This is a genomic window from Pseudomonas sp. GW823-FHT02C05 (assembly GCF_058797595.1).
Genome location: NZ_JBXAJU010000005.1, coordinates 1 through 21,245 on the forward strand (window position 1 = coordinate 1; position 21,245 = coordinate 21,245).

The 21,245-nt window shown below is 64.2% G+C and carries 16 protein-coding genes; 14 read left to right on the forward strand and 2 right to left on the reverse strand.

Features of this window, described 5'->3' with window-relative positions:
- A partial coding sequence (locus AC1RGE_RS25205) for a retention module-containing protein (protein WP_492585201.1) occupies nucleotides 1–1,664 on the reverse strand: 1,664 nt, incomplete at its 3' end.
- A 361-nt stretch (nucleotides 1,665–2,025) separates the two neighbouring features.
- Here AC1RGE_RS25205 and AC1RGE_RS25210 point away from each other — a divergent pair.
- The 14 genes from AC1RGE_RS25210 (at nucleotide 2,026) to AC1RGE_RS25275 (ending at nucleotide 20,449) form a co-directional block, all read left to right on the forward strand.
- Nucleotides 2,026–3,378, forward strand: coding sequence for a TolC family outer membrane protein (locus AC1RGE_RS25210; RefSeq protein WP_072453141.1), 1,353 nt, complete (start codon nucleotides 2,026–2,028; stop codon nucleotides 3,376–3,378).
- A 38-nt stretch (nucleotides 3,379–3,416) separates the two neighbouring features.
- Nucleotides 3,417–5,570, forward strand: coding sequence for a type I secretion system permease/ATPase (locus AC1RGE_RS25215; protein ID WP_011058516.1), 2,154 nt, complete (start codon nucleotides 3,417–3,419; stop codon nucleotides 5,568–5,570).
- A complete protein-coding gene (locus AC1RGE_RS25220) occupies nucleotides 5,560–6,927 on the forward strand; it encodes an HlyD family type I secretion periplasmic adaptor subunit (RefSeq protein ID WP_011058517.1) in 1,368 nt (455 codons plus the stop codon). Before AC1RGE_RS25215 ends, AC1RGE_RS25220 begins: the two co-directional genes overlap by 11 nt.
- Nucleotides 6,928–7,210: 283 nt before the next feature.
- Entirely contained in the window at nucleotides 7,211–8,098 is an 888-nt protein-coding gene (locus AC1RGE_RS25225) for a TauD/TfdA dioxygenase family protein (protein WP_011058518.1), read from the forward strand.
- Nucleotides 8,099–8,125: 27 nt separating this feature from the next.
- Nucleotides 8,126–9,163: an ABC transporter substrate-binding protein gene (locus tag AC1RGE_RS25230; RefSeq protein WP_015633677.1), complete on the forward strand. Its 1,038-nt coding sequence runs from the start codon at nucleotides 8,126–8,128 to the stop codon at nucleotides 9,161–9,163.
- A gap of 5 nt (nucleotides 9,164–9,168) precedes the next feature.
- Nucleotides 9,169–10,029 (forward strand): ABC transporter ATP-binding protein, encoded by an 861-nt coding sequence (locus AC1RGE_RS25235; protein WP_011058520.1) that lies wholly within the window; start codon nucleotides 9,169–9,171, stop codon nucleotides 10,027–10,029.
- 33 nt (nucleotides 10,030–10,062) lie between these two features.
- Complete coding sequence (locus AC1RGE_RS25240; RefSeq protein ID WP_011058521.1) at nucleotides 10,063–10,929, forward strand: ABC transporter permease; 867 nt, start codon at nucleotides 10,063–10,065, stop codon at nucleotides 10,927–10,929.
- Nucleotides 10,930–11,144: 215 nt separating this feature from the next.
- A complete protein-coding gene (locus AC1RGE_RS25245) occupies nucleotides 11,145–12,071 on the forward strand; it encodes a LysR family transcriptional regulator (protein WP_011058522.1) in 927 nt (308 codons plus the stop codon).
- Nucleotides 12,072–12,247: 176 nt separating this feature from the next.
- The gene (locus AC1RGE_RS25250; RefSeq protein WP_011058523.1) at nucleotides 12,248–13,792 is read left to right on the forward strand and encodes an MFS transporter; all 1,545 of its coding nucleotides are present in this window, start codon (nucleotides 12,248–12,250) and stop codon (nucleotides 13,790–13,792) included.
- Between the two features lie 14 nt (nucleotides 13,793–13,806).
- Nucleotides 13,807–14,877 carry an HlyD family secretion protein gene (locus tag AC1RGE_RS25255; protein WP_011058524.1) on the forward strand — a complete coding sequence of 357 codons (1,071 nt, stop codon included), beginning with the start codon at nucleotides 13,807–13,809 and terminating at the stop codon, nucleotides 14,875–14,877.
- A complete protein-coding gene (locus AC1RGE_RS25260; protein WP_011058525.1) occupies nucleotides 14,874–16,355 on the forward strand; it encodes an efflux transporter outer membrane subunit in 1,482 nt (493 codons plus the stop codon). The genes AC1RGE_RS25255 and AC1RGE_RS25260 overlap by 4 nt, the downstream gene beginning before the upstream one ends.
- 70 nt (nucleotides 16,356–16,425) lie before the next feature.
- Nucleotides 16,426–16,935: a sigma-70 family RNA polymerase sigma factor gene (locus AC1RGE_RS25265; RefSeq protein WP_011058526.1), complete on the forward strand. Its 510-nt coding sequence runs from the start codon at nucleotides 16,426–16,428 to the stop codon at nucleotides 16,933–16,935.
- Nucleotides 16,932–17,885: a FecR domain-containing protein gene (locus tag AC1RGE_RS25270; RefSeq protein ID WP_492585203.1), complete on the forward strand. Its 954-nt coding sequence runs from the start codon at nucleotides 16,932–16,934 to the stop codon at nucleotides 17,883–17,885. The genes AC1RGE_RS25265 and AC1RGE_RS25270 overlap by 4 nt, the downstream gene beginning before the upstream one ends.
- A gap of 98 nt (nucleotides 17,886–17,983) precedes the next feature.
- On the forward strand, nucleotides 17,984–20,449 hold the full coding sequence (locus tag AC1RGE_RS25275) for a TonB-dependent siderophore receptor (protein WP_492585204.1): 2,466 nt from the start codon (nucleotides 17,984–17,986) through the stop codon (nucleotides 20,447–20,449).
- 17 nt (nucleotides 20,450–20,466) lie between these two features.
- Here the strand turns inward: AC1RGE_RS25275 and AC1RGE_RS25280 are convergent, their stop codons facing one another.
- Nucleotides 20,467–21,156, reverse strand: a complete 690-nt coding sequence (locus AC1RGE_RS25280) for an NYN domain-containing protein (protein ID WP_492585206.1) — start codon at nucleotides 21,154–21,156, stop codon at nucleotides 20,467–20,469.
- Nucleotides 21,157–21,245: the final 89 nt, after the last annotated feature.

The following is a 21,245-nucleotide window of genomic DNA, read 5'->3' on the forward strand; positions in this document are numbered from 1 at the left end:
GTCGTGCTGAGCGAACTGCCCCCAGCCAGAGCGTCGTTTGGCGCGGTGAAGTTGACGCTGGCGGACGACTCGCCCACTGGAATGGTGATGGTTTGGCCATTGGACAGAGTGACGACCACCGGCGAACCGGTCACTGGCGCAGTCACCGATGCGGTGTAAACGACGGTGCCGCCCTCGGCGACGCTTGGTGTTGCGGTCAGGCTGACGGTCGAAGTATCGATCGTGTCAGTGACATCGGTCACAGCCGGAGCCGGGTCGGTGACCAGGTTTTCGAAATTGCCGCCATCGGCCTTGGTGATGGTGACTTCAACCTTGCCCGCGTCTTTATAGACATCATCGGCAGGGGCGGCGACGGTGGCAGTACCGGAAGTGGCACCGGCAGCGATGGTGATTACCGCGCCGTTGCTCAGGGTCACGGTGACCGGGGTGCCAGCAGGGTTGGTCAGAGTGGCGGTGTAGACGATGGAGCCACCCTCGGCCACGGTATCGGTGGCCGACAGGCTCAGGCCGGTGTCGTCGATGCTGTCGGTCACGGTGGTGACCGCTTTGTCTGGGCTGGGTTGCAGGTTCTCGAAGTTGCCGCCTTCAGCCTTGGTGATACCGACTTCGATGGTGTCGCCGTTCTTGTAGACGTCATTGGCTGGCGCCGGGACGTCGATCGAGCCACTGGACTTGCCCGCTTCGATAGTGATCACCGAGCCGTTGGACAGGGTGATGGTCACCGGAGTCTGTGCCGGGTTGGTGAGGGTGGCGGTGTAGGTGATCTGCCCGCCCTCGGTAACGCTGGCATCAGCGGTCAGGCTGACGGTGGTGGTGTCGATGGTGTCGGTGACCTGGGTGACCGCCGGGGTCGGGTTGACCGTTACCAGCAGGCCGCCACCGCCGGTGGTGCCGGTCACGCTGACGCTGATCTGGCCCGGGTCGATATAGACGTTGTCCTGGGGCGCCAGGGGCACCTGCACGCTGCCAGTGGTCTGGCCGGCGCTGATGACGATGACCGCGCCATTGGACAGGGTCACAGTCAGGTCGGTAAGTGGCGCCTGGGTCAGGGTCGCGGTGTACACCAGGGTGCCACCGGCTTCGGTAATGGTTGGGGTGGCGCCCAGGGTCAGGGTGGCCGGGCGCAGGGAGTCACTCCCGCTGCCATTGCCGTTGCCATTGCCCAGGCCGCCATTGTTGGTCAGGCCGCCAAAGGTGTTGTCCTGGGTCGAATTGGCCAGCCCCAGGCCAGCGGTGGGGAAACCGATGGTCGGGTCGACCCGGCCCGCAGTCTCTTCCAACTGCACAAAACTGTGGCCACCACCGGCCGCGCCGCCATTCCCCGCGGCGGTCGGGCCGGCGGCGGTGGCTTCCAGGTCGGTGGTCGGGTCGGCGCCGGCGGCGATGGCCTGCTGCAGTTCTGCCACCGAAGGGGCGGCCTGAGCGGTGGCCTGTGCCAGGTCCGTGCTGGAGTCCGGTGCGGCACCGCTCCACTGGGTGTCACGCCCCAGGTCCAGAGTGCGCCCGTCGGTCAACTCCAGGGTGACGGCCCCGGCCGGGCCGGTGTCTACCTGGTCACCCACGAACAGGCGGTCCCCTTCAATGAGTACGCGTCGGATCCCTTCCGGGGAAACCACGAAAACTTGGCCGACAATGCTTTTGACGATGGCAACAACACTGCTCATTGGGGACTCTCCGGTGTACCGCTCAGTCGACTTCCATGTACCGGCTTGGGCGCGGGCCGCAACTCAGTCAGGACGTACTAGGTGTGTAATTGGGAACGGGTAATTGACAGATCTACCGTCAAAAGTTTGGCTATATTTTTTGGGTGTTAACTTTATGCCAAACTATTGACCTTATGGACGCCATCCTAAACAATCGCCGAATTAATGTCACATTGATATTCACGCGGTAACCTGACTTGAAGTATGTGAACCAGTTCTTAGTTTGAACTTTCCGACGGACGGTTGTTTTGGTTGTAATAAATCGATGTGGTGCCACGTTCTGACGTGATTCTGGACACGCTGTCCGAGGGAAATTCTTACCATGCGTTTTCATCTGTTCAAGGCCCTGCCCTTTGCCTTAGCCGCCAGCTTTGTGCAGGCTCAAACCCTTCCTGAAGCCATGCAGAAAGCACTGGATGTGCACCCGGAAATCCAAGCCGGCGTGAACAGCCGTCTGGCTGCTGACTACCAGCTGAAAGCCGCCAAAGGTGGCTATCTGCCACGAGTGGACATGTTAGCTGGCTATGGTCGTGAAGGGACGGATAACCCTACGACCCGTGCGGGTACAGGCAGCAATCACTGGGAAACCTTGAACCGCGGCGAGTCAAGTTTGCGTCTGCAACAGATGGTTTTTGACGGTTTTGCCACGTCCAGCGAAGTCGGGCGTCAACAAGCCACCGTCAACTCCCGCGCCTACTCCCTGCTGGGCACCTCCGAGCGCACGGCCCTGACCGTGGCCCAGGTCTATCTGGATGTGCTGACCCGCCGTCAATTCGTGCAACTGGCGGAAGACAACCTGCGCAATCACGAGCGTATCTACGACCAGATCAAGCTGCGCACCCAGCGTGGCGTGGGTAGCGGCGCCGACCTTGACCAGGCTGAAGCGCGGATGGCCCAGGCCCGCAACAACCTGATCACCGAGCAGACCAACCTCGCCGACGCCCAGACCAACTACCTGAGTGCCGTCGGAGAAATGCCGGACCAGCTGGAACGCCCTGCCAGTTTTATGGCGATGTTGCCGGCCAACCTCGACGAGGCCCGGCACCAGATGCTGGAAAACAGCCCGATCCTGCGTTCCGCCGAGTCCGATATCGTCGCTGCCGAGAAGCAGTACGATGCCGCCAAGTCGGCGTTCTATCCGCGCTTCGACGCGGAGCTGGGGCGTACTGCCGACAACGACCTGGACGGCCAGAACGGCCACAACAATGAATGGCAGGCCATGTTGCGCATGCGCTTCAACCTGTTCGCCGGCGGCAGCAACAAGGCCGACCTGGAGTCCAAGGCCTACCAGTCCAACCAGGCGCTGGATATCCGCAACAACGCCCTGCGGGTGCTGAACGAGGAACTGGGCCTGGCCTGGAACGCCTTGAACAACGCCAACGCCCAGGTGCCGATCGCCCAGCAATACGTGGATCACAGCACCAGCGTGCGGACCGCCTACCAGAAGCAGTTCAGCCTGGGTGAACGTACCCTGCTGGACTTGCTCGACAGTGAAAACGAGTTGTTCACCGCCTCCCGGCGCCTGGCCGAGATCCAGAACATTCAGTTATTTACTCAATATCGAATCAAGGCGACCATGGGCGAGTTGCTCAAAAGCCAGGGAGTGGTGGCACCTATGGCCTCCGTCGTGCAAAGCGATGTGAAGCCCAAGGTCCAGCTGCCCGGGATGAATTGAGCTAATTTCATCCAACCAGCCAGTCAAGAGTGTCGAGCGTGGAATCAGAAGTCAGTGTGCAACTCAGTCATGATCCACGCGGCATGCATGACGATCCCCTTCTGGATGGTTTGCTGACCCTCTGCTTCCTGCACCAGAAGCCCGCCAGTGCGGCGATGCTGACCACCGGCCTGCCCTTGCCATCCCAGCGCCTGAGCGCCGAGCTGCTGCCTCGGGCCGCGGCCCGGGCCGGGCTGCAGGGCCGGGTGCTGCGGCGCAAGCTCGAACAGATTCCAGCCATCGCCATGCCCGCCCTGTTGCTGCTCAAGGACGGTCGCAGCGCGGTGCTGCTGGGCTGGCAGGGTGAAGACCAGGCGCGGCTGCTGCTCAGCGAAAGCGATGGCGGCGAAGTCTGTGTCGACCGCCAGTTGCTGGCCGACGATTACAGCGGCCAGGTGTTCTTCGCCCAGCCCCAGCACAAGTTCGACGTCAACCACGGGTCGCTGATCCCTCGCGCCCGTTCCTGGTTCCGCGACACCCTCAAGCGCTCGCGCTGGCTGTATGCCGACGCCATTGCCGCGAGCCTGCTGATCAACATCATCGCCATGGCCGCGCCATTGTTCGTGATGAACGTCTATGACCGGGTGGTGCCGAACCAGGCCACCTCGACCCTGTGGGTGCTGTCCATCGGCATCATCGGCGCCTACATCTTCGACCTGATCCTCAAGGGCCTGCGCAGCCTGTGCCTGGACCTGGCGGGAAAGAAGACCGACCTGATCATTTCCGCCACGCTGTTCGAGCGCATCGTCGGCATGGCCATGAAGTACCGCCCGGCACGGGTCGGCAGCTTCGCCCAGAACATCCATGAGTTTCAGAGCCTGCGGGACTTCCTCGCATCCCTGACCCTCACCAGCCTGATCGACCTGCCGTTCACCCTGCTGATCTTCCTGGTGATCGCCATCCTTGGCGGGCATCTGGTGTGGATTCCGGTGCTGGCCTTCCCGATTGCCCTGTGCATCGGCTATGCCCTGCAGAAGCCGCTGGTGGCGACCATGGAAAAGACCATGGCCCTGGGGGCTGAGCGCCAGTCGAGCCTGATCGAGACCCTGGCCGGCCTGGACGCGGTCAAGGTCAACAACGCCGAGAGCGAGCGCCAGTACCAGTGGGAGCAGACCATCGGCACCCTCAGCCGGCTTGAGCTGCGGGTGAAGATGCTGTCCAGCCTGGCAATGAACATCACCTTGCTGATCCAGCAACTGGCCGGGGTGATCATGATCATCTTCGGCGTGTACCAGATCATCGACGGCAACCTCAGCATGGGCGGCCTGATCGCCTGCTACATGCTCAGCGGTCGGGCCCTGAGCCCGCTGGCTTCGCTGTCCGGGCTGCTGACCCGCTACCAGCAGGCGCGGGTCACCATGACCTCCGTGGACCAGATGATGGAGCTGCCCCAGGAGCGCAATTTCGACGAGCGCCCCCTGAGCCGCAGCGTGCTGCAGGGTGCCATCGAGTGTCGGCAACTGAGTTTTACCTACCCGGGGCAGCAGAACCCGGCGCTGAAGAACATCAACCTGATGATCAAGCCGGGGGAAAAGGTCGGCATCATCGGCCGCAGCGGCTCCGGCAAGAGCTCCCTGGCCAAGCTGCTGGTGGGGCTCTACCAGCCGGATTCCGGGGCCCTGCTGGTAGACGGTGTGGACATCCGCCAGATCGACGTCAGCGAACTGCGTCACAACATCGGCTACGTGCCCCAGGACATCCAGCTGCTGGCCGGGACCCTGCGTGACAACCTGACTTCCGGTGCCCGCTACGTCGAGGACGAACTGGTGCTGCAGGCCGCGGAACTGGCGGGGGTCCATGAGTTCGCCAGGCTGCACCCACAGGGCTATGAATTGCAGGTGGGCGAGCGCGGGCAGAACCTTTCCGGTGGCCAGCGGCAGAACGTCGCCCTGGCTCGCGCGCTGTTGCTCAACCCACAGATCCTGCTGCTCGACGAGCCCACCAGCGCCATGGACAACACCGGCGAAGAGCGCTTGAAACAGCGCCTGGAGGCGGTGGTGCAGAGCAAGACCGTGGTACTGGTCACCCACCGGGCGTCGTTGCTGTCGCTGGTGGATCGGCTGTTGGTGGTGGACCGTGGACAAATCCTGGCCGATGGCCCGAAAGCGGTGGTGATGGAAGCGTTGAAGAAGGGGCAGATCAGTGTTGCTTAAGTCGGGATTCAAGGACTCGATCCGTCGCTATTTCAAAGGCACCGATTCGCTCCAGGGGCAGCCGCTGCCCGAGGTCAACAAGGCACTGATCGAAGATGCGCCGCGGGTTATCCGCCTGACCATCTGGGGCATCATCGCGTTCTTCCTGTTCCTGGTGCTGTGGGCCAACTTCGCGGTGATCGACGAGGTAACCAAGGGCGAGGGCAAGGCGATTCCTTCCTCCAAGCTGCAGAAGATCCAGAACCTGGAAGGCGGCATCGTCTCCGAGCTGTACGTCAAGGAAGGCCAGATAGTCGAAGCCGGCGCGCCGCTGATTCGCCTCGACGACACGCGCTTCCAGTCCAACGTCGGCGAGACCGAGACCGTGCGCCTGTCCATGCTGCTGCGGGTCGAGCGCCTGAGCGCCGAGGTGGATGAACGCGAGCTGAATTTCCCCGCTGAGGCGGTCAAGGAAGCGCCGGGCCAGGCGGCCAGTGAGAAATCCCTGTACCAGAGCCGTCGCCAGCAACTGCATGACGAGATCGGTGGCCTCCAGGAACAGCTGATCCAGAAGCAGCAGGAACTGCGCGAGTTCACCTCCAAGCAGGCGCAATACCGCCAGCAACTGGGCCTGCAGCGCCAGGAAATCGCCATGTCCGAGCCGCTGGTGGCCCAGGGCGCGGTGTCGCCGGTGGAAGTGCTGCGGCTCAAGCGTGCCGAGGTGGAAACCCGTGGCCAGCTGGACGCCACCACCCTGGCGATCCCTCGCGCCGAATCGGCGATCAAGGAAGTGCAGCGCAAGATCGATGAAACCCGCGGCAAGTTCCGCAGCGAGGCCCTGACCCAGCTCAACGAAGCGCGCACCGAACTGAACAAGGCCAGCGCCACCGGCAAGGCCCTGGAAGACCGGGTCAGCCGCACCCTGGTGACCTCGCCGGTACGCGGTATCGTCAAGCAGCTGATGGTCAACACCATCGGCGGGGTGATCCAGCCGGGCAGCGACATGGTGGAAATCGTCCCCCTGGACGACACCCTGCTGGTGGAAGCCAAGATCCGTCCCCAGGACATCGCCTTCCTGCACCCGGGGCAGGAAGCGGTGGTCAAGTTCAGCGCCTATGACTACACCATCTACGGTGGCCTCAAGGCCCGCCTGGAACAGATCGGCGCCGATACCATCACCGATGAAGACAAGAAGACCACCTACTACATGATCAAGCTGCGCACCGACCGCAGCCACTTGGGCACCGATGAAAAGCCGCTGCTGATCATCCCCGGGATGGTGGCCTCGGTGGACATCATCACCGGCAAGAAAAGCATCCTCAGCTACCTGCTCAAGCCGATCATCCGCGCCCGCGCCGAAGCCCTGCACGAACGCTGATCCATGTAAGAAACCACCTGCCAGCCTTGTAGGAGCTGGCTTGCCAGCGAAGGGGCCTTGAGAGCGCCTTCGTCGGCGTGCCGTCCCCAAGCGGTCCATCGGTTGAATCAACATATCGTTATTCACTAACGGTATTTAAATTCGTTTTCTTATATCTATAAAGTTGACTCCCTGCGTACCTGCCGACCAATCGGCGCGCCGCACGAAATGAACCCACACGGGATCTCCGTGAGTTTCTGATCGACGCGCGCGCCCTGGGCGCGCCTGCGCGGGAGTTTCAGTCATGTCTGCATCAGCCAGTGCCGCCTCCATTGCCGCACAAGCTTTCGAAATCCGGCCCTTGAATGGGGCTGTAGGCGCCGAGATCGTCGGCCTCGACCTGTCCCGGCCAGTCAACGACCAGGACTTCGCCCGCATCCACCGCGCCCACCTGGACCATCACGTAGTGGTGTTCCGCGACCAGCGCATCAGCCCCGAACAGCAGATTGCCTTCAGCCGTCGCTTCGGTGTGTTGCAGATTCATGTGCTCAAGCAGTTCCTGCTGGCCGGGCACCCGGAAATCCTCATCGTTTCCAACATCATCGAGAACGGCCAGTCCATCGGCCTGGGGGACGCCGGCAAGTTCTGGCACTCGGACCTCTCCTACAAGGAACTGCCGAGCCTGGGCTCGATGCTGCACGCCCAGGAACTGCCAGCCGAAGGGGGCGACACCCTGTTCGCCAACATGCACCAGGCCTGGGACAACTTGCCCGAGGCGCTGCGCAAGGCGGTCGAGGGGCGCAGCGCCGCCCACTCCTATACGGCGCGCTACAGCGAGACCAAGTTCGAGGGCAACTGGCGCCCGACCCTGACCCCGGAGCAACTGGCCCAGGTCGCCGAGGTGGTGCACCCAGTCGTGCGCACTCACCCGGAAAACGGCCGCAAGGCGTTGTTCGTCAGCGAGGGCTTCACCACCCGCATCGTTGGCCTGCCGGAAGACGAAAGCGCCCAGTTGCTGGCCGAGCTGTATGCCCACAGCGTGCTGCCGGACAACATCTACCGCCATCAATGGCAGCCCCACGACCTGGTGTTCTGGGACAACCGCTCGCTGATCCACCTGGCCGCCGGTTGCCCGAGCCATCTGCGCCGCAAGCTGTATCGCACCACCATCCAGGGCGACGCCCCTTACTGATCAGCCAGGCACGGCAGGAGAACCAGCATGTCCTTATCCATTCCCTTCATTCCCCGCCTCGGCAGACTGGCCACGGCCATCGGCCTGGGTTTCAGCCTGCTGGCCGGCAGCCTGGTTGCGCCTGCGCCGGCCCAGGCCGAAGGCGAGATCCGCATCGCTGAACAGTTCGGTATCGTCTACCTGCTGCTCAATGTGGTGCGCGACCAGAACCTGATCGAAAAGCACGGCAAGGAGCAGGGCATCGACATCAAGGTCGACTGGACCCAGCTGTCCGGCGGCGCGGCGGTCAACGACGCGCTGCTGTCGGGCTCCATCGACATTGCCGGGGCCGGCGTCGGGCCGCTGCTGACCATCTGGGATCGCACCCACGGCCGGCAAAACGTCAAGGCCGTAGCCTCTCTGGGTAACTTTCCCTACTACCTGGTGAGCAACAATCCCAAGGTCAAGACCATCGCCGACTTCACCGAAAAGGACCGCATTGCGGTACCGGCGGTGGGGGTCTCGGTGCAGTCGCGCTTCCTGCAATACGCCGCCGCCAAGCAATGGGGCGACAAGGAATTCAATCGCCTGGACAAGTACACCATCGCCGTTCCCCACCCGGACGCCACCGCCGCGCTGATTGCCGGCGGCACCGAGCTGACCGGGCACTTCTCCAACCCGCCATTCCAGGACCAGGCCCTGGAGAACCCCAATGTGCACGTGGTGCTCAATACCTACGACCTGCTGGGGCCCAACTCACCGACGGTGCTGTTCGCCACCGAGAAATTCCGCAACGACAACCCCAAGACCTACAAGGCCTTCGTCGAAGCGCTGGCCGAAGCGGCCGAGTTCGCCCAGCACGACAAGGGCGCAGCCGCCGATACCTACCTGCGCGTGACCAAGGCCAAGATCGACCGCGCCGCTTTGCTGAAGATCATCGACAACCCGCAGTTCGAGTTCAGCGTGACACCAAAAAACACCTACCCACTGGCGGAATTCCTCTACCGGGTCGGTGCGATCAAGAACAAGCCCGAGTCGTGGAAGGACTACTTCTTCCAGGATGCCAAACCGTTGCAGGGGAGCTGATCGCCATGAATGCCCTCTTGCCAGGCCACACGGCCAGCAATCGCGCTGCCATCGCCCAGGCGCTGTTGGCGGTGGAACAAGTCAGCCTGGAATACCGCACCCCGCAGCGGGTGGTGCGGGCCACCCACCAGGTGAGTTTCGAGGTTGATCCGGCCGACCGCTTTGTCCTGCTGGGGCCTTCAGGCTGCGGCAAGTCGACCCTGCTCAAGGCCGTGGCCGGGTTCATCCAGCCCTGTGAGGGCGAGATTCGCCTGCAAGGCCAGCGCGTCAGCCAGCCCGGGCCGGATCGTATCGTGGTGTTCCAGGAGTTCGACCAGTTGCCCCCCTGGAAAACCGTGAAGCAGAACGTGATGTTTCCCCTGCTGGCGTCGAAGACCCTCGGCCGCCGCGAGGCCGAAGAGCGCGCCCTGGAATACCTGGAGAAAGTCGGCCTGGCGGCTTTCGCCGATGCCTATCCGCATACCCTGTCCGGTGGCATGAAGGCCCGGGTGGCGATCGCTCGCGCCCTGGCCATGCAGCCGAAGATCCTGCTGATGGACGAACCTTTCGCCGCCCTCGACGCCCTGACCCGGCGCAAGATGCAGGAGGAGTTGCTGCGGCTCTGGGAGGAGGTGCGCTTCACCTTGCTGTTCGTCACTCACTCCATCGAGGAAGCGCTGGTGGTGGGCAATCGCATCCTCCTGTTGTCGCCTCATCCGGGGCGCGTGCGGGCGGAAGTCCACAGCCACCAGTACGACCTGCAGAGCCTCGGTGGCGTGGCTTTTCAGCAGACCGCGCGGCGCATCCACCGCTTGCTGTTCGATGAAGGCCAATCGCCGGAAACTGAAACCGAGCTGGATTTCGCCGATATCCGTATCGCTTATTGAGCCGTCAGGCCACCGTTGAACGAGGAATGCCCGATGAGCCACTCATCCCCTGCGCGCGAGGAATACGAAGTTGTCCTGCAGCCCTTGCTGCAAGTGCCCCTGGAGCGCGAGCTGCCCCTGGGGCAGCGCCTCTGGCAACAAGGCTGGTTGCGCAAGAGCCTGATCCTGGTCCTGCTGGCGCTGCTCTGGGAAGCCGTGGCCCGTTACCAGAACAACGACCTGCTGCTACCGAGTTTTCTGCAAACTGCCAGCGCTCTTTACCAGGGCCTGCTCAGCGGCGAATTGCTGGGCAAGGTGGGCATTTCCCTGGTGGTGCTGCTCAAGGGCTACCTGATCGGCATCGTCCTGGCGTTTGCCTTGACCACCCTGGCGGTCTCGACCCGGCTTGGCCGTGACCTGCTGAGCACCCTGACCTCGATGTTCAATCCGCTGCCGGCCATTGCCCTGCTGCCCCTGGCGCTGCTGTGGTTCGGCCTGGGGCAGAACAGCCTGATCTTCGTGCTGGTGCATTCGGTGCTCTGGGCTTTGGCCTTGAACACCTATGCCGGGTTTCTCGGGGTTTCCGAAACCCTGCGCATGGCCGGGCGCAACTACGGCCTCAAGGGCCTGCGCCTGGTGCTGTTCATCCTGATCCCGGCGGCGCTGCCGTCGATTCTCGCCGGGTTGAAGATCGGCTGGGCTTTCGCCTGGCGCACCCTGATCGCTGCCGAGCTGGTGTTCGGCGCCACCAGCGGCAAGGGTGGCCTGGGCTGGTACATCTTCCAGAACCGCAATGAGTTGTACACCGACAAGGTGTTTGCCGGGCTGGCAGTGGTGATCCTCATCGGCCTGCTGGTGGAAAACCTGATCTTCGACACCCTGGAGCGGATCACGGTAAAACGCTGGGGCATGCAGCGCTGAGCTACCTCGTCCGCCAGCCCCCCGACCGTAGGAGCTGGCCTGCCAGCGAAAGCGTCCTCAAGGGCTATGCAAGGTTCGAGGGCTCATTCGCCGGCAAGCCGGCTCCTACGCGGCTAGTGGGTTCACGGGTAAGGATTGATCTCCCTCATTTTCCTCGGCGCCAAGCCTGCTAGCATTGCGCCTGGATCATCCCTGACCAGTCACGAGTGCTCAGCATGCAACTTCCGGACATGAACCTTCTGGTGGCCCTCGACGCCCTGCTCGACGAGGGCAGCGTGGTGGGCGCGGCGCGGCGCATGAACCTCAGCCCGGCGGCCATGAGCCGGACCCTGACGCGGATCCGCGACGCCCTCGGCGACCCAGTGCTGGTACGTGCCGGACGCGGCCTGGTGCCCACCCCCAAGGCCCTGGAACTGCGCAGCCAGGTGCGCGATGTAGTGGAGCAGGCGGCGCTGGTGTTCCGCTCGGCGGACAAGGTCGACCTGGGTTCCCTGCAGCGGCGCTTCAACGTGCGCGCCAACGATTTTTTCGTCGGTGTGTATGGCGGTCGCCTCATCGATACCCTGGAGCGTCAGGCGCCCTTGTGCGAGCTGCGCTTCGTGCCCGAAGGCGATGGCGATGACGAGGCCCTGCGGGAGGGAAGGATCGACCTGCGGATTAGCAACACCCGGCCCCTGACCCCGGAAGTCAAGGTGCAGAACCTGTTCACCACCGCCTTTGTCGGCCTGGTGCGCGAAGGCCACCCGCTGTTGGACGAAGACATCACCGCCGAGCGTTTTGCCGCGTTTCCCCACATCAGCATGTCTCGCCGGGGCATAGCCCGTGGACCTATCGATGCGGCCCTGGCCGAGCAGGGCCTGGAGCGCCGGGTGCCGCTGATTGCCCCGAGCTTCCACGCCGCCATGTTTATGCTGCCGGATTCGGACCTGATTTTGCCGGTGCCCCAGGAAACCCTGCTCAGCGTCTCGCGCCTGGGCCTGCGCTTGCGTTCGTTCGTGCTGCCGATTTCCCTGCCGACCCTGGTCCTGACCCAGGCCTGGCATCCGCGCTACGACAAGGACCCGGCGCACAAGTGGTTTCGCGAAACCCTGCGCACCTCCTGCCAGGCCACCTGGCAAGAAGCCCAGCCGACCTCCTCGTAGGAGCCGGCTTGCCGGCGCAAGCGGTCTTGAGGGCCCCTTCGCTGGCAAGCCAGCTCCTACGGTCAACAGGGTGAATCATTGCGTCTGACGCACTTATAAACTGTCGATAAGTCAGTTTTCGTCAGCATCGGCTGTTCATAAACTGCTCTGGTTTTCTTGTCTGGAGCAGTATTTCCATGAGTTCCCTCGCTGTCGCTGCGCCTGCTTCGGTTGAAGCCGCCAGCAAGCCGGCAGCCATTGCACCGCCGGTGTTCGGGCCGCGGATCATCATCGGCCTGGTGGGCGTGCTGCTGGCGGTGCTGGTCTCGGGCCTCAACGAGATGGTGACCAAGATCGCCCTGGCGGACATTCGTGGTGCGCTGTTCATCGGCTACGACGAAGGCACCTGGCTGGTGGCCTGCTACACCGCCACCTCGGTGGCGGCCATGGCCTTCGCGCCCTGGTGTTCGGTGACCTTTTCCCTGCGGCGCTTCACCCTGTGTGCCATTGGCCTGTTCACCCTGCTGGGGGTGCTGTGCCCCTTCGCCCCGAACTACGAAAGCCTGTTGCTGTTGCGCACCCTGCAAGGCCTGGCCGGCGGCGCGCTGCCGCCGATGCTGATGACCGTGGCCCTGCGTTTCCTGCCGGCCAACGTCAAGCTCTACGGCCTGGCCGGCTATGCCCTGACCGCCACCTTCGGCCCCAGCCTGGGCACGCCCCTGGCGGCACTCTGGACCGAGTACGTGGGCTGGCAATGGGCGTTCTGGCAGGTGGTGCTGCCTTGCCTGCTGGCGATGGCGGCGGTGGCCTACGGCCTGCCCCAGGACCCGCTGCGCCTGGAGCGTTTCAAGCAGTTCAACTGGCGCGGCCTGCTGCTGGGCTTTCCGGCGATCTGCATGCTGGTGATCGGTATCCTGCAGGGCAACCGCCTGGACTGGTTCGAGTCGCCGCTGATCTGTGTGCTGCTGGCCGGCGGCCTGGTGCTGCTGGTGCTGTTCATGATCAACGAGTGGTCGCAGCCGATTCCGTTCTTCAAGCTGCAGATGCTCGGCATCCGCAACCTGTCCTTCGCCCTGCTGACCCTGGCCGGGGTGCTGGTGGTACTGACGGCGGTGATCATCATCCCGTCCGCCTATCTGGCTCAGGTCCAGGGCTACCGGCCGTTGCAGACCGCGCCGGTGATGCTGGTGATGGCCCTGCCGCAACTGCTTGCGCTGCCCCTGGTGGCAGCACTGTGCAACCTGCGCTGGGTCGATTGCCGCTGGGTGCTGGGGATCGGCCTGGGCATGCTCGTGCTGTCCTGTCTGGGCGGTACGCACCTGACCTCGGCCTGGATCCGTGACGACTTCTACGTGCTGCAACTGCTGCAGATCTTCGGCCAGCCCATGGCAGTGCTGCCATTGCTGATGCTTTCCACCGGCAGTATCACCCCGATGGAAGGGCCTTTTGCCTCGGCGTGGTTCAACACCGTGAAAGGCCTGGCGGCGGTGATTGCCACCGGTGTGCTGGATGTGCTGACCACCCGCCGCCTGCATTTTCATTCGACCATGCTGGTGGACAGCCTGGGCAACTCGCCTCTGGTGGACGACGGCGTCGCCGGCCTGGCCCGGCGCCTGCACCAGCAGGCCGTGGTGCTGACCTCCGCCGACCTCTACTACTGCATGGCAGGGCTGGCCGCTGTGCTGATCCTGCTGATTTTCTGGCTGCCGACGCGGATCTACCCACCGCGGGCGCCGACTTGAACGAGACCTTTGTCATGACGACCCAGAACAAACACAAAATCGCCATTGCGGTAGCGGCAGTGGCGGCCCTTGGCGTGTTGGCCTACCTGGCGCTGCCGGGGCTGTTCGGCCGCGCCGGCGAGCAGACCACCAACGACGCCTTCATCGCCGCCGACTACACCCTGGTGGCCCCGCGCGTGGCGGGGTTCATCAAGGAAGTGCTGGTGGAGGACAACCAGCAGGTCAAGGCCGGGCAACTGCTGGCGCTGATCGACGACCGTGACCTGCGGGCCGCGGCCCAGGCGGCGGATGCCGAGACCCTGGTGGCCAAGGCGCAGTTGCAGAACGCCCGGGCGACCCTGGACCGGCAGAGTTCGGTGATCGCCCAGGCCCAGGCTGCCTTGAGCGCGGCCCAGGCCGAGCGAGCCTTTGCCGAGCATGAACTGAACCGCTACAACCACCTGGCCGGGGTCGGCGCCGGCACGGTGCAGAACGCCCAGCAGGCCCGGACCCGCATCGACCAGGCCAGCGCCCGGCTGGCCACCGCCACCGCAGCCCTGGCGGCGGAGCGCAAGCAGGTGGAGATCCTCACCGCTCAGCGCGACGCCGCGGAAGGTGGCTTGAAACGTGCCCAGGCGGCCCTGGAAATGGCCAGCTACGAGTTGTCCTACACGCGCATCGTGGCGCCGGTGGACGGCATGGTCGGCGAGCGCGCGGTGCGGGTCGGTGCCTATGTAACCCCGGGCAGCAAGATCCTTGCCGTGGTGCCGCTGCAGCAGGCCTATGTACTGGCCAACTTCCAGGAAACCCAGCTGACGGCCATGCATGCCGGGCAGGTGGTGGAGGTGCGGGTCGACAGCCTGGGCGGCGAGACCCTGCATGGTCGGGTGGAAAGCCTGGCCCCGGCCACCGGTGTGACCTTCGCCGCGGTGAAGCCGGATAACGCCACCGGCAACTTCACCAAGGTGGTGCAGCGCATTCCGGTGAAGATCCTTCTGGAACCCAACCAGCCGTTGGCCGAGCGGTTGCGGGTGGGCATGTCGGTGGAAGCCAGCGTGGACACCCACAGCTCTGCCACCAGCGCCCGCGAGGTGACCCAGCGATGAGCCGCGAACGCAGCCGTCACAGACGCTCCCACGGGCTCCGCACTCTGCTGGCGCTGAGCCTGCTGTCCCTGGCCGCGTGCAATGTCGGCCCGGATTTCCGAAGGCCCCAGGCGACCCAGGTCCAGGCCTGGTCCGCCCCGGCCCAGGCCGCTGCCAGCCAGGCGGTGGACAGTGCCATGCAGGAGCGCTGGTGGGAGGTGTTCAACGACCCGCAACTGTCGGCCCTGAGCCATCGCGTCCTGAGCGATAACCTCGACCTGCAACTGGCCACCAGCCGTTTGCAGCAGAGCCGGGCGGCGCGCCAGGTCATTACTGCCGAACGCTATCCGAGCACCTCGGCCAATGGCGGCTACGGGCGCAAGCGCAACAGTGCCGAGGGCCTGAACGACCCTTCGGGGAACAACGGAAAATCGGCCTTCAATCTCTGGGAAGCGGGCTTCTCCGCCTCCTGGGAGCTGGATTTCTGGGGCCGGGTGCGGCGCGAAACCGAGGCCGCCGACGCGACCCTGGAAGTGGCGGAGAACGACCGGCGCGGGGTGCTGCTGTCGGTGCTGGCGGAAACCGCCCAGGACTACATCCAACTGCGCGGCGTGCAGAGCACCCGGGCGGTCACCGAGCAGAACCTCGAGGTCGCCCGGCACAGCCTGAAGCTCTCGCAACTGCGCCTGGCCGACGGCGTGGCCACCGACCTGGACGTGGCCGAAGCCGCCGCCCAGGTCGCCACCATCGAGGCGCAACTGCCGGAGCTGCAACAGCGCCAGGCGCAGTTGATCAATGCCCTGAGCCTGCTGCTGGGGGAGCCACCCCAGGCCTTGCACCAGGAACTGGCCAGCGATGCGCCAGTGCCGCAACCGCCATCCCAGGTGGCTATCGGCCTGCCTTCGCAACTGGCCGAGCGGCGTCCGGATATCCGCCAGGCCGAGGCGCGCCTGCATGCAGCCACGGCCAGCATTGGTGTGGCCAAGGGCGATTTCTATCCGCGCATTACCCTGTCCGGCAACTTCGGCTCCCAGGCCCTGCAACTGGCGGACTTCGGTTCCTGGAGTTCGCGGCAGTTCGGCATCGGCCCGCAGTTCAGCCTGCCGCTGTTCGATGGCGGCCGCCTGCGGGGCATGCTCCAGTTGCGCGAGGCCCAGCAGCAGGAAGCAGCCCTGGCCTACCAGCAGACGGTGCTGCGGGCCTGGCACGAAATCGACGACCAACTGACCCGCTACAACGCCAGCCAGTTGCGCCGCGACAGCCTGGCCGAAGCGGTGCGGCAGAACCAGATCGCCCTGCGCACGGCACAGCAGCAGTACATCGAAGGGGTGGTGGATTTTGTCAACGTGCTGACGGTGCAGGGGGCCTTGCTGGCAACCCAGGAGCAGTTGGTGGAAAGCTCGGCCGGAGTGTCCCTGGCCATGGTTGGCCTGTACAAGGCGCTGGGGGGTGGTTGGCAGTCGGTCTACCCATTGCAGGCTGCCAGCCAGCCAGGTTGAAAAGCGTTTTGCCTGGATTGAGAAAAAAGTGTAATGATAATTGCTCTCAATCATGTGCGCAGTTTCATTCATGCAAGCCACCACTGACGGCAACGCTCAACTCCATCGTCTGTATCAGGATCATCACGGCTGGTTGCAGGGCTGGTTGCGCAAGCGCCTGGGCGATCGCGAGCATGCCGCGGACGTGGCGCAGGACACCTTCCTGCGCCTCTTGCTCTCGGGGCGTTTTCCCGGGCAGCAGGAAAGCCGCAGCTACCTGGCGCAGATCGCCCGCAACCTGGTGGTCGACCAATGGCGGCGCGCGCGCATCGAGCGCGCCTACCTGGAAAGCATCGCCCACTTGCCGGAGCCGCAGACCCCCTCCCTGGAAAGCCGCGCGCTGATTCTCGAAACCCTGATGCAGATCGACGCCATGCTCGACCGCATGCCGGACAAAGTGCGCCAGGCCTTTGTCATGTCGCAGTTCGAGGGGCTGGGCTATGCGCAGATTGCCGAGCGCCTGGAGGTTTCCGTCAGCTCGGTGCAGAAGTACATGACCCGTGCGATCCAGGCCTGTTACCAGGTGCTCTACGCAGAATGAAACCTCGTCAGGCACCCATTGCCCCCAGCGTTGTCGAGCAGGCCAGCAAGTGGCTGATGCTGCATTGGGGCGGCGAATTGAGCGCGCAGCAGCGCAGCGCCTTCGACGCCTGGCAGCAGGCCGATCCCGAGCACCAGCGAGCCTGGCAACGCCTGCAGCAACTGCAGCAGACCCTGCAAGGCGTGCCGGAACACAGCACCCATGTACTGTTGGCCAAGGCGCCGGACCAGCAGCGCCGCGCCGCACTGAAGCTGCTCGGCTTGCTGCTGGTGGCCGGTGGCAGCGGCTACCTGGTGCAGGACAGCCAGCCCTGGCGAGCGGCCTTCGCCGGGCAGCGCAGCGCCACCGGGGAAATACGCCACCTGACCCTGAGCGACGGCAGCCGCCTGGACCTCAACAGCGCCAGCGCCGTCGACCTGCTGTTCAGCGCCAGCGAACGGCGCATCCGCCTGATCCAGGGCGAGATCCTGCTGACCAGCGGGCATGACCCGTCGCGGCCGCTGATCGTGGAAACCCCCGCCGGCGATATCCAGGCCCTGGGCACACGTTTCGCCGTGCGCGAATTGGACGGCGGCACCCGGGTCGATCTTTACGAAGGGGCGCTGCGGATCAGCCCCCGCCATGCACAGGCCCTGCAACTGAATGCCGGCGAACGCCTGTGGTTCGACGCCGGCCGGGTGTCGGCCCGGCAAGTGGCCCAGGTCAATGCCAGCAGCTGGAGCGAGGGCCGGTTGATTGCCGAACGCCAGCCCCTGGGGCAGTTCGTCGCTGAGCTGTCACGGTATCGGCCAGGGGTGCTGCGCTGCGATGAGCAGGTGGCGGGCTTGCTGCTGACCGGGGTCTTTCCCCTGGCCGACAGCGATGCGGTGCTCGCCGCCCTGGAGCGCTCGCTACCGGTACGGGCCCATGCGGTGACCCGCTACTGGGTAACCCTCAAGCCGCGAGGCTGAATGCAAAAATATTTTGTCAGGCGGTTGTCGGTTCCGGCGCGCCGTTCGGGATACCCCATGAAAGCCGATCAAGACGCATTCTCATGGGGAGTTCAGGAATGCCTTACCAGACCGCTGCATCCATTTTGACCCTGGGCGCTACCGCGCGCCGCCGAGCCTTTGTTGCGCTGCTGGCGGTGGCACCCGTGCTGCCAGGCATTGTCCAGGCCGAGCCGGGCAGCCAGAGCCAGGCCCGCGACTACCAGATCGCCCCCGGCAACCTCGACCAGGTGCTGAACCGCTTTGCCAGTGCGGCGGGCATTCTCCTGTCGGTGGATGCGAGCATGACGGCCGGCAAGCACAGCCAGGGCCTGCAAGGCCGCTACGAAGTGGCGCAAGGGCTGCACCAGCTCCTTGCGGGGACCGGCCTGCAAGCCACCCAGAGTGGCGCCAGCTGGGGGCTGCAACCAGTGGCCCAGGGCGCTGCGCTGGAGCTGGGGCCAACCCGCATCGGCGCCACCCAAGTGGATGAAAATGCCTGGGGCGCAGTGCCGGGGATCGTGGCCAAGCGCAGCGCCACCGGCAGCAAGACCGATTCGGCGCTGGTGGAGATTCCGCAGACCATCAACGTGATCGGCGCCAAGGAAATCAGCGCCCGTGGTGCCCAGAGCGTGACCGAGGCGCTGCTCTATACCCCGGGCATGACCGGCGGCGGCTTTTCCGACCGGGTGAAGATTTTCGACGAACCCACCTCCCGTGGTTTTTCACCGACTCCGCTGTACCTCGACGGCCTGCACTTGCCCTATGGCGGTGGCAGTACCGGTGGTGCCCTGCAGATCGAGCCCTATTCCCTGGAGCGCATCGAAGTGCTCAAGGGCCCGGCCTCGGTGCTCTACGGGCAGAACCAGCCGGGCGGGATCGTCAACATGGTCAGCAAGCGGCCCACCGAGACCCCCGTGCATCAGCTGAAAGTGGAAGCCGGCAGCTACGACCACAAGAGCATCGCCCTGGACCTGGGCGGCCCGCTGGATGAGCAGGGGCAGTTCCTATATCGCCTGACCGGCCTGGCCAGCGACAGCCAGGACGCCATCGATTACGTGCAGCGCCAGCGTCAGTTCATTGCCCCGAGCCTGACCTGGCGGCCGGATGACGACACCCAACTGACGGTGTTTGCCCAGTTCCAGAAGGACAACGACGTGCCCGAGGCCCAGGGCCTGCCCAGCGTGGGCACGGTGTTCGCCAACCCCAACGGCAAGATCGACCGCGACCTGTTTCTCGGCGAGCCCGGGGTCAATGCCTACGACCGTGACCAGTTCGTCGTGGGCTACGAGTTCTCCCATCGCCTGAACGATGTCTGGACCCTGAAGCAGAATGCCCGCTATGCCGACGTCGACGACCGTTACCGTGCGCCGCTGCACGGCTACAAGTTCGTCACCAACCCCAAGACCGGGCTCGACGACCAGCGCTACATGACCCGCTACGGGGTCGACTGGAAGCAGCACAACAAGGTCTTCGGCGTGGATAACATCGCCCAGGCCGAATTCGACACCGGGCCGTTCAACCACACGGTGCTGGTGGGACTGGATTACTACCACTTCAATTCGAAATACCACGGCAAGTACAACTACAACCCGCCGATTCTCGACATGTTCACCCCCACCTACGGCCAGTCGCTGAATTTCGGCAACGCTTACCAGTGGGACAACACCATCATCCAGACCGGCCTCTACGTGCAGGACCAGATCAAGTACGAGAAGTGGGTGCTGGTGCTGGGCGGTCGCAACGATTGGGCGGAAACCGACAACAAGGCGCCGCTGGGTGGGGCCCATACCAACGTCAAGAACCAGTCCTTCACCGGGCGCGGGGGGCTGGTGTACCTGTTCGACAACGGGCTGGCGCCCTTTGTCAGCTACTCGGAATCCTTCCTGCCGTTGAGCGGCACCAGCTTCCAGCGCAGCGCGTTCGAACCTTCCACCGGCAAGCAGTACGAAGTGGGGGTGAAATTCCAGCCTCCGGGCCAGGAGAGCTTCGTCCAGGTATCGGCCTATCAGCTGGACCAGGAGAACATTCTGACCACCGACCTGGCCAACCCCGGGTTCAGTATCCAGAGCGGCGCGGTGCGCTCCCGGGGTATCGAGCTTGAAGCCAAGGCCAGCCTCAGCGAATCGCTGGACGTGATTGCCTCGGCATCGCGCAACGACATCAAGTACACCAAGGACAACGATGGCCGCGAGGGTCGCCACCCGGCGGGCATGCCACCCCTGACTGCTGCGTTGTGGCTCAACTACACCATCCTGGGCGACACCCCCCTGGCAGGCCTGGGAGCGGGCGTCGGCGCCCGCTACGTCAAGGGCAGCTACGGCACCGACTACGACGGCGCCTTCCAGATCCCTTCCTACACCGTGTACGACGCCGGCCTGACCTACGACCTTGAAAAGTCGCCGTTGCAGCTCAAGGGCGTGAAGCTGGCGCTGAACGTGAAGAACCTCACCGACAAGACCTACGTCGCCAAATGCACCAGCATCTGGGACTGCTACTACGGCGAAGGCCGGACCATGGTCTCGAGCCTGACTTATGACTGGTAAGGCCGCAGCAGCTGGGCTCACCAGTAGTCCGGCTTGATCGCGGGCGCCTTGCGGGTCGCCACTCGTTCGGGGAACTGGTGCTTGCACAGTTCCTCTGCGCTGACGACCCGGCGCATCCAGTGGGCCTGGGCTTTCAGTGAGCCGGGTTGCGGGCGCTGATACTGCGGGCGGTGAGGCAGGATCACGCCAAGGGTCAAGTCCGGGAAGTCTTCGCGAATGGCCCGCAGCGCTGGTGCCATATCGGTGTCTCCCGAGACCAGCACCAGTTGCTCGATGCGTTCATCTGGAGGATGCAGGGCTTGCCTGGCTGCGAGGCGGTACATGCTGATCGCCAGATGGACGTCGGTTTCCTTTTCCTCAAGTTTCCAGATGTCCACCGTGTCCTGGCGTGAAGCCCCTACGGCTTTATTGATGAAGCTTGGGGCTTTGGCCGGTTCAAGCTGATGGCGCCCCAGGTGCACATTGACCTGGGACGCCTTCAAGGCGCGCAGGTAGGTGTCTTGCGCTTCCTTGGAGGCCCGGCCACGGGTGGCCAGCCGGGGTTTGACTGAAGAAGTGAAGTAGTCCACCGAGGCCAGTCGGCTGGCGGGGTTTTCGATCTGCACGATATGGGTCAGCAACCCGGGCAGGTCGAGCCACTTGAATGGGGTGTCGGCCAGCAACCCGTAAAACAGGTTATAGCCATCGACAAAGAAGGCCGTGCGCACTATTCCATTCCCTGGAAACGAAAAAACCGGCCTGGGCCGGTTTTTTCACCCCAACGGCCAGCGAACTTAATCTCTGCGTACGGGGTTGA

Bases quoted from the DNA above. Each gene is read 5' to 3' on its own strand.
- AC1RGE_RS25225 (WP_011058518.1), top strand. From the start codon at position 7,211: ATGTCTGCATCAGCCAGTGCCGCCTCCATTGCCGCACAAGCTTTCGAA.
- AC1RGE_RS25270 (WP_492585203.1), top strand. From the start codon at position 16,932: ATGAAACCTCGTCAGGCACCCATTGCCCCCAGCGTTGTCGAGCAGGCC.
- AC1RGE_RS25235 (WP_011058520.1), top strand. From the start codon at position 9,169: ATGAATGCCCTCTTGCCAGGCCACACGGCCAGCAATCGCGCTGCCATC.
- AC1RGE_RS25275 (WP_492585204.1), top strand. From the start codon at position 17,984: ATGCCTTACCAGACCGCTGCATCCATTTTGACCCTGGGCGCTACCGCG.
- AC1RGE_RS25210 (WP_072453141.1), top strand. From the start codon at position 2,026: ATGCGTTTTCATCTGTTCAAGGCCCTGCCCTTTGCCTTAGCCGCCAGC.
- AC1RGE_RS25250 (WP_011058523.1), top strand. From the start codon at position 12,248: ATGAGTTCCCTCGCTGTCGCTGCGCCTGCTTCGGTTGAAGCCGCCAGC.
- AC1RGE_RS25230 (WP_015633677.1), top strand. From the start codon at position 8,126: ATGTCCTTATCCATTCCCTTCATTCCCCGCCTCGGCAGACTGGCCACG.
- AC1RGE_RS25240 (WP_011058521.1), top strand. From the start codon at position 10,063: ATGAGCCACTCATCCCCTGCGCGCGAGGAATACGAAGTTGTCCTGCAG.
- AC1RGE_RS25265 (WP_011058526.1), top strand. From the start codon at position 16,426: ATGCAAGCCACCACTGACGGCAACGCTCAACTCCATCGTCTGTATCAG.
- AC1RGE_RS25260 (WP_011058525.1), top strand. From the start codon at position 14,874: ATGAGCCGCGAACGCAGCCGTCACAGACGCTCCCACGGGCTCCGCACT.
- AC1RGE_RS25245 (WP_011058522.1), top strand. From the start codon at position 11,145: ATGCAACTTCCGGACATGAACCTTCTGGTGGCCCTCGACGCCCTGCTC.
- AC1RGE_RS25255 (WP_011058524.1), top strand. From the start codon at position 13,807: ATGACGACCCAGAACAAACACAAAATCGCCATTGCGGTAGCGGCAGTG.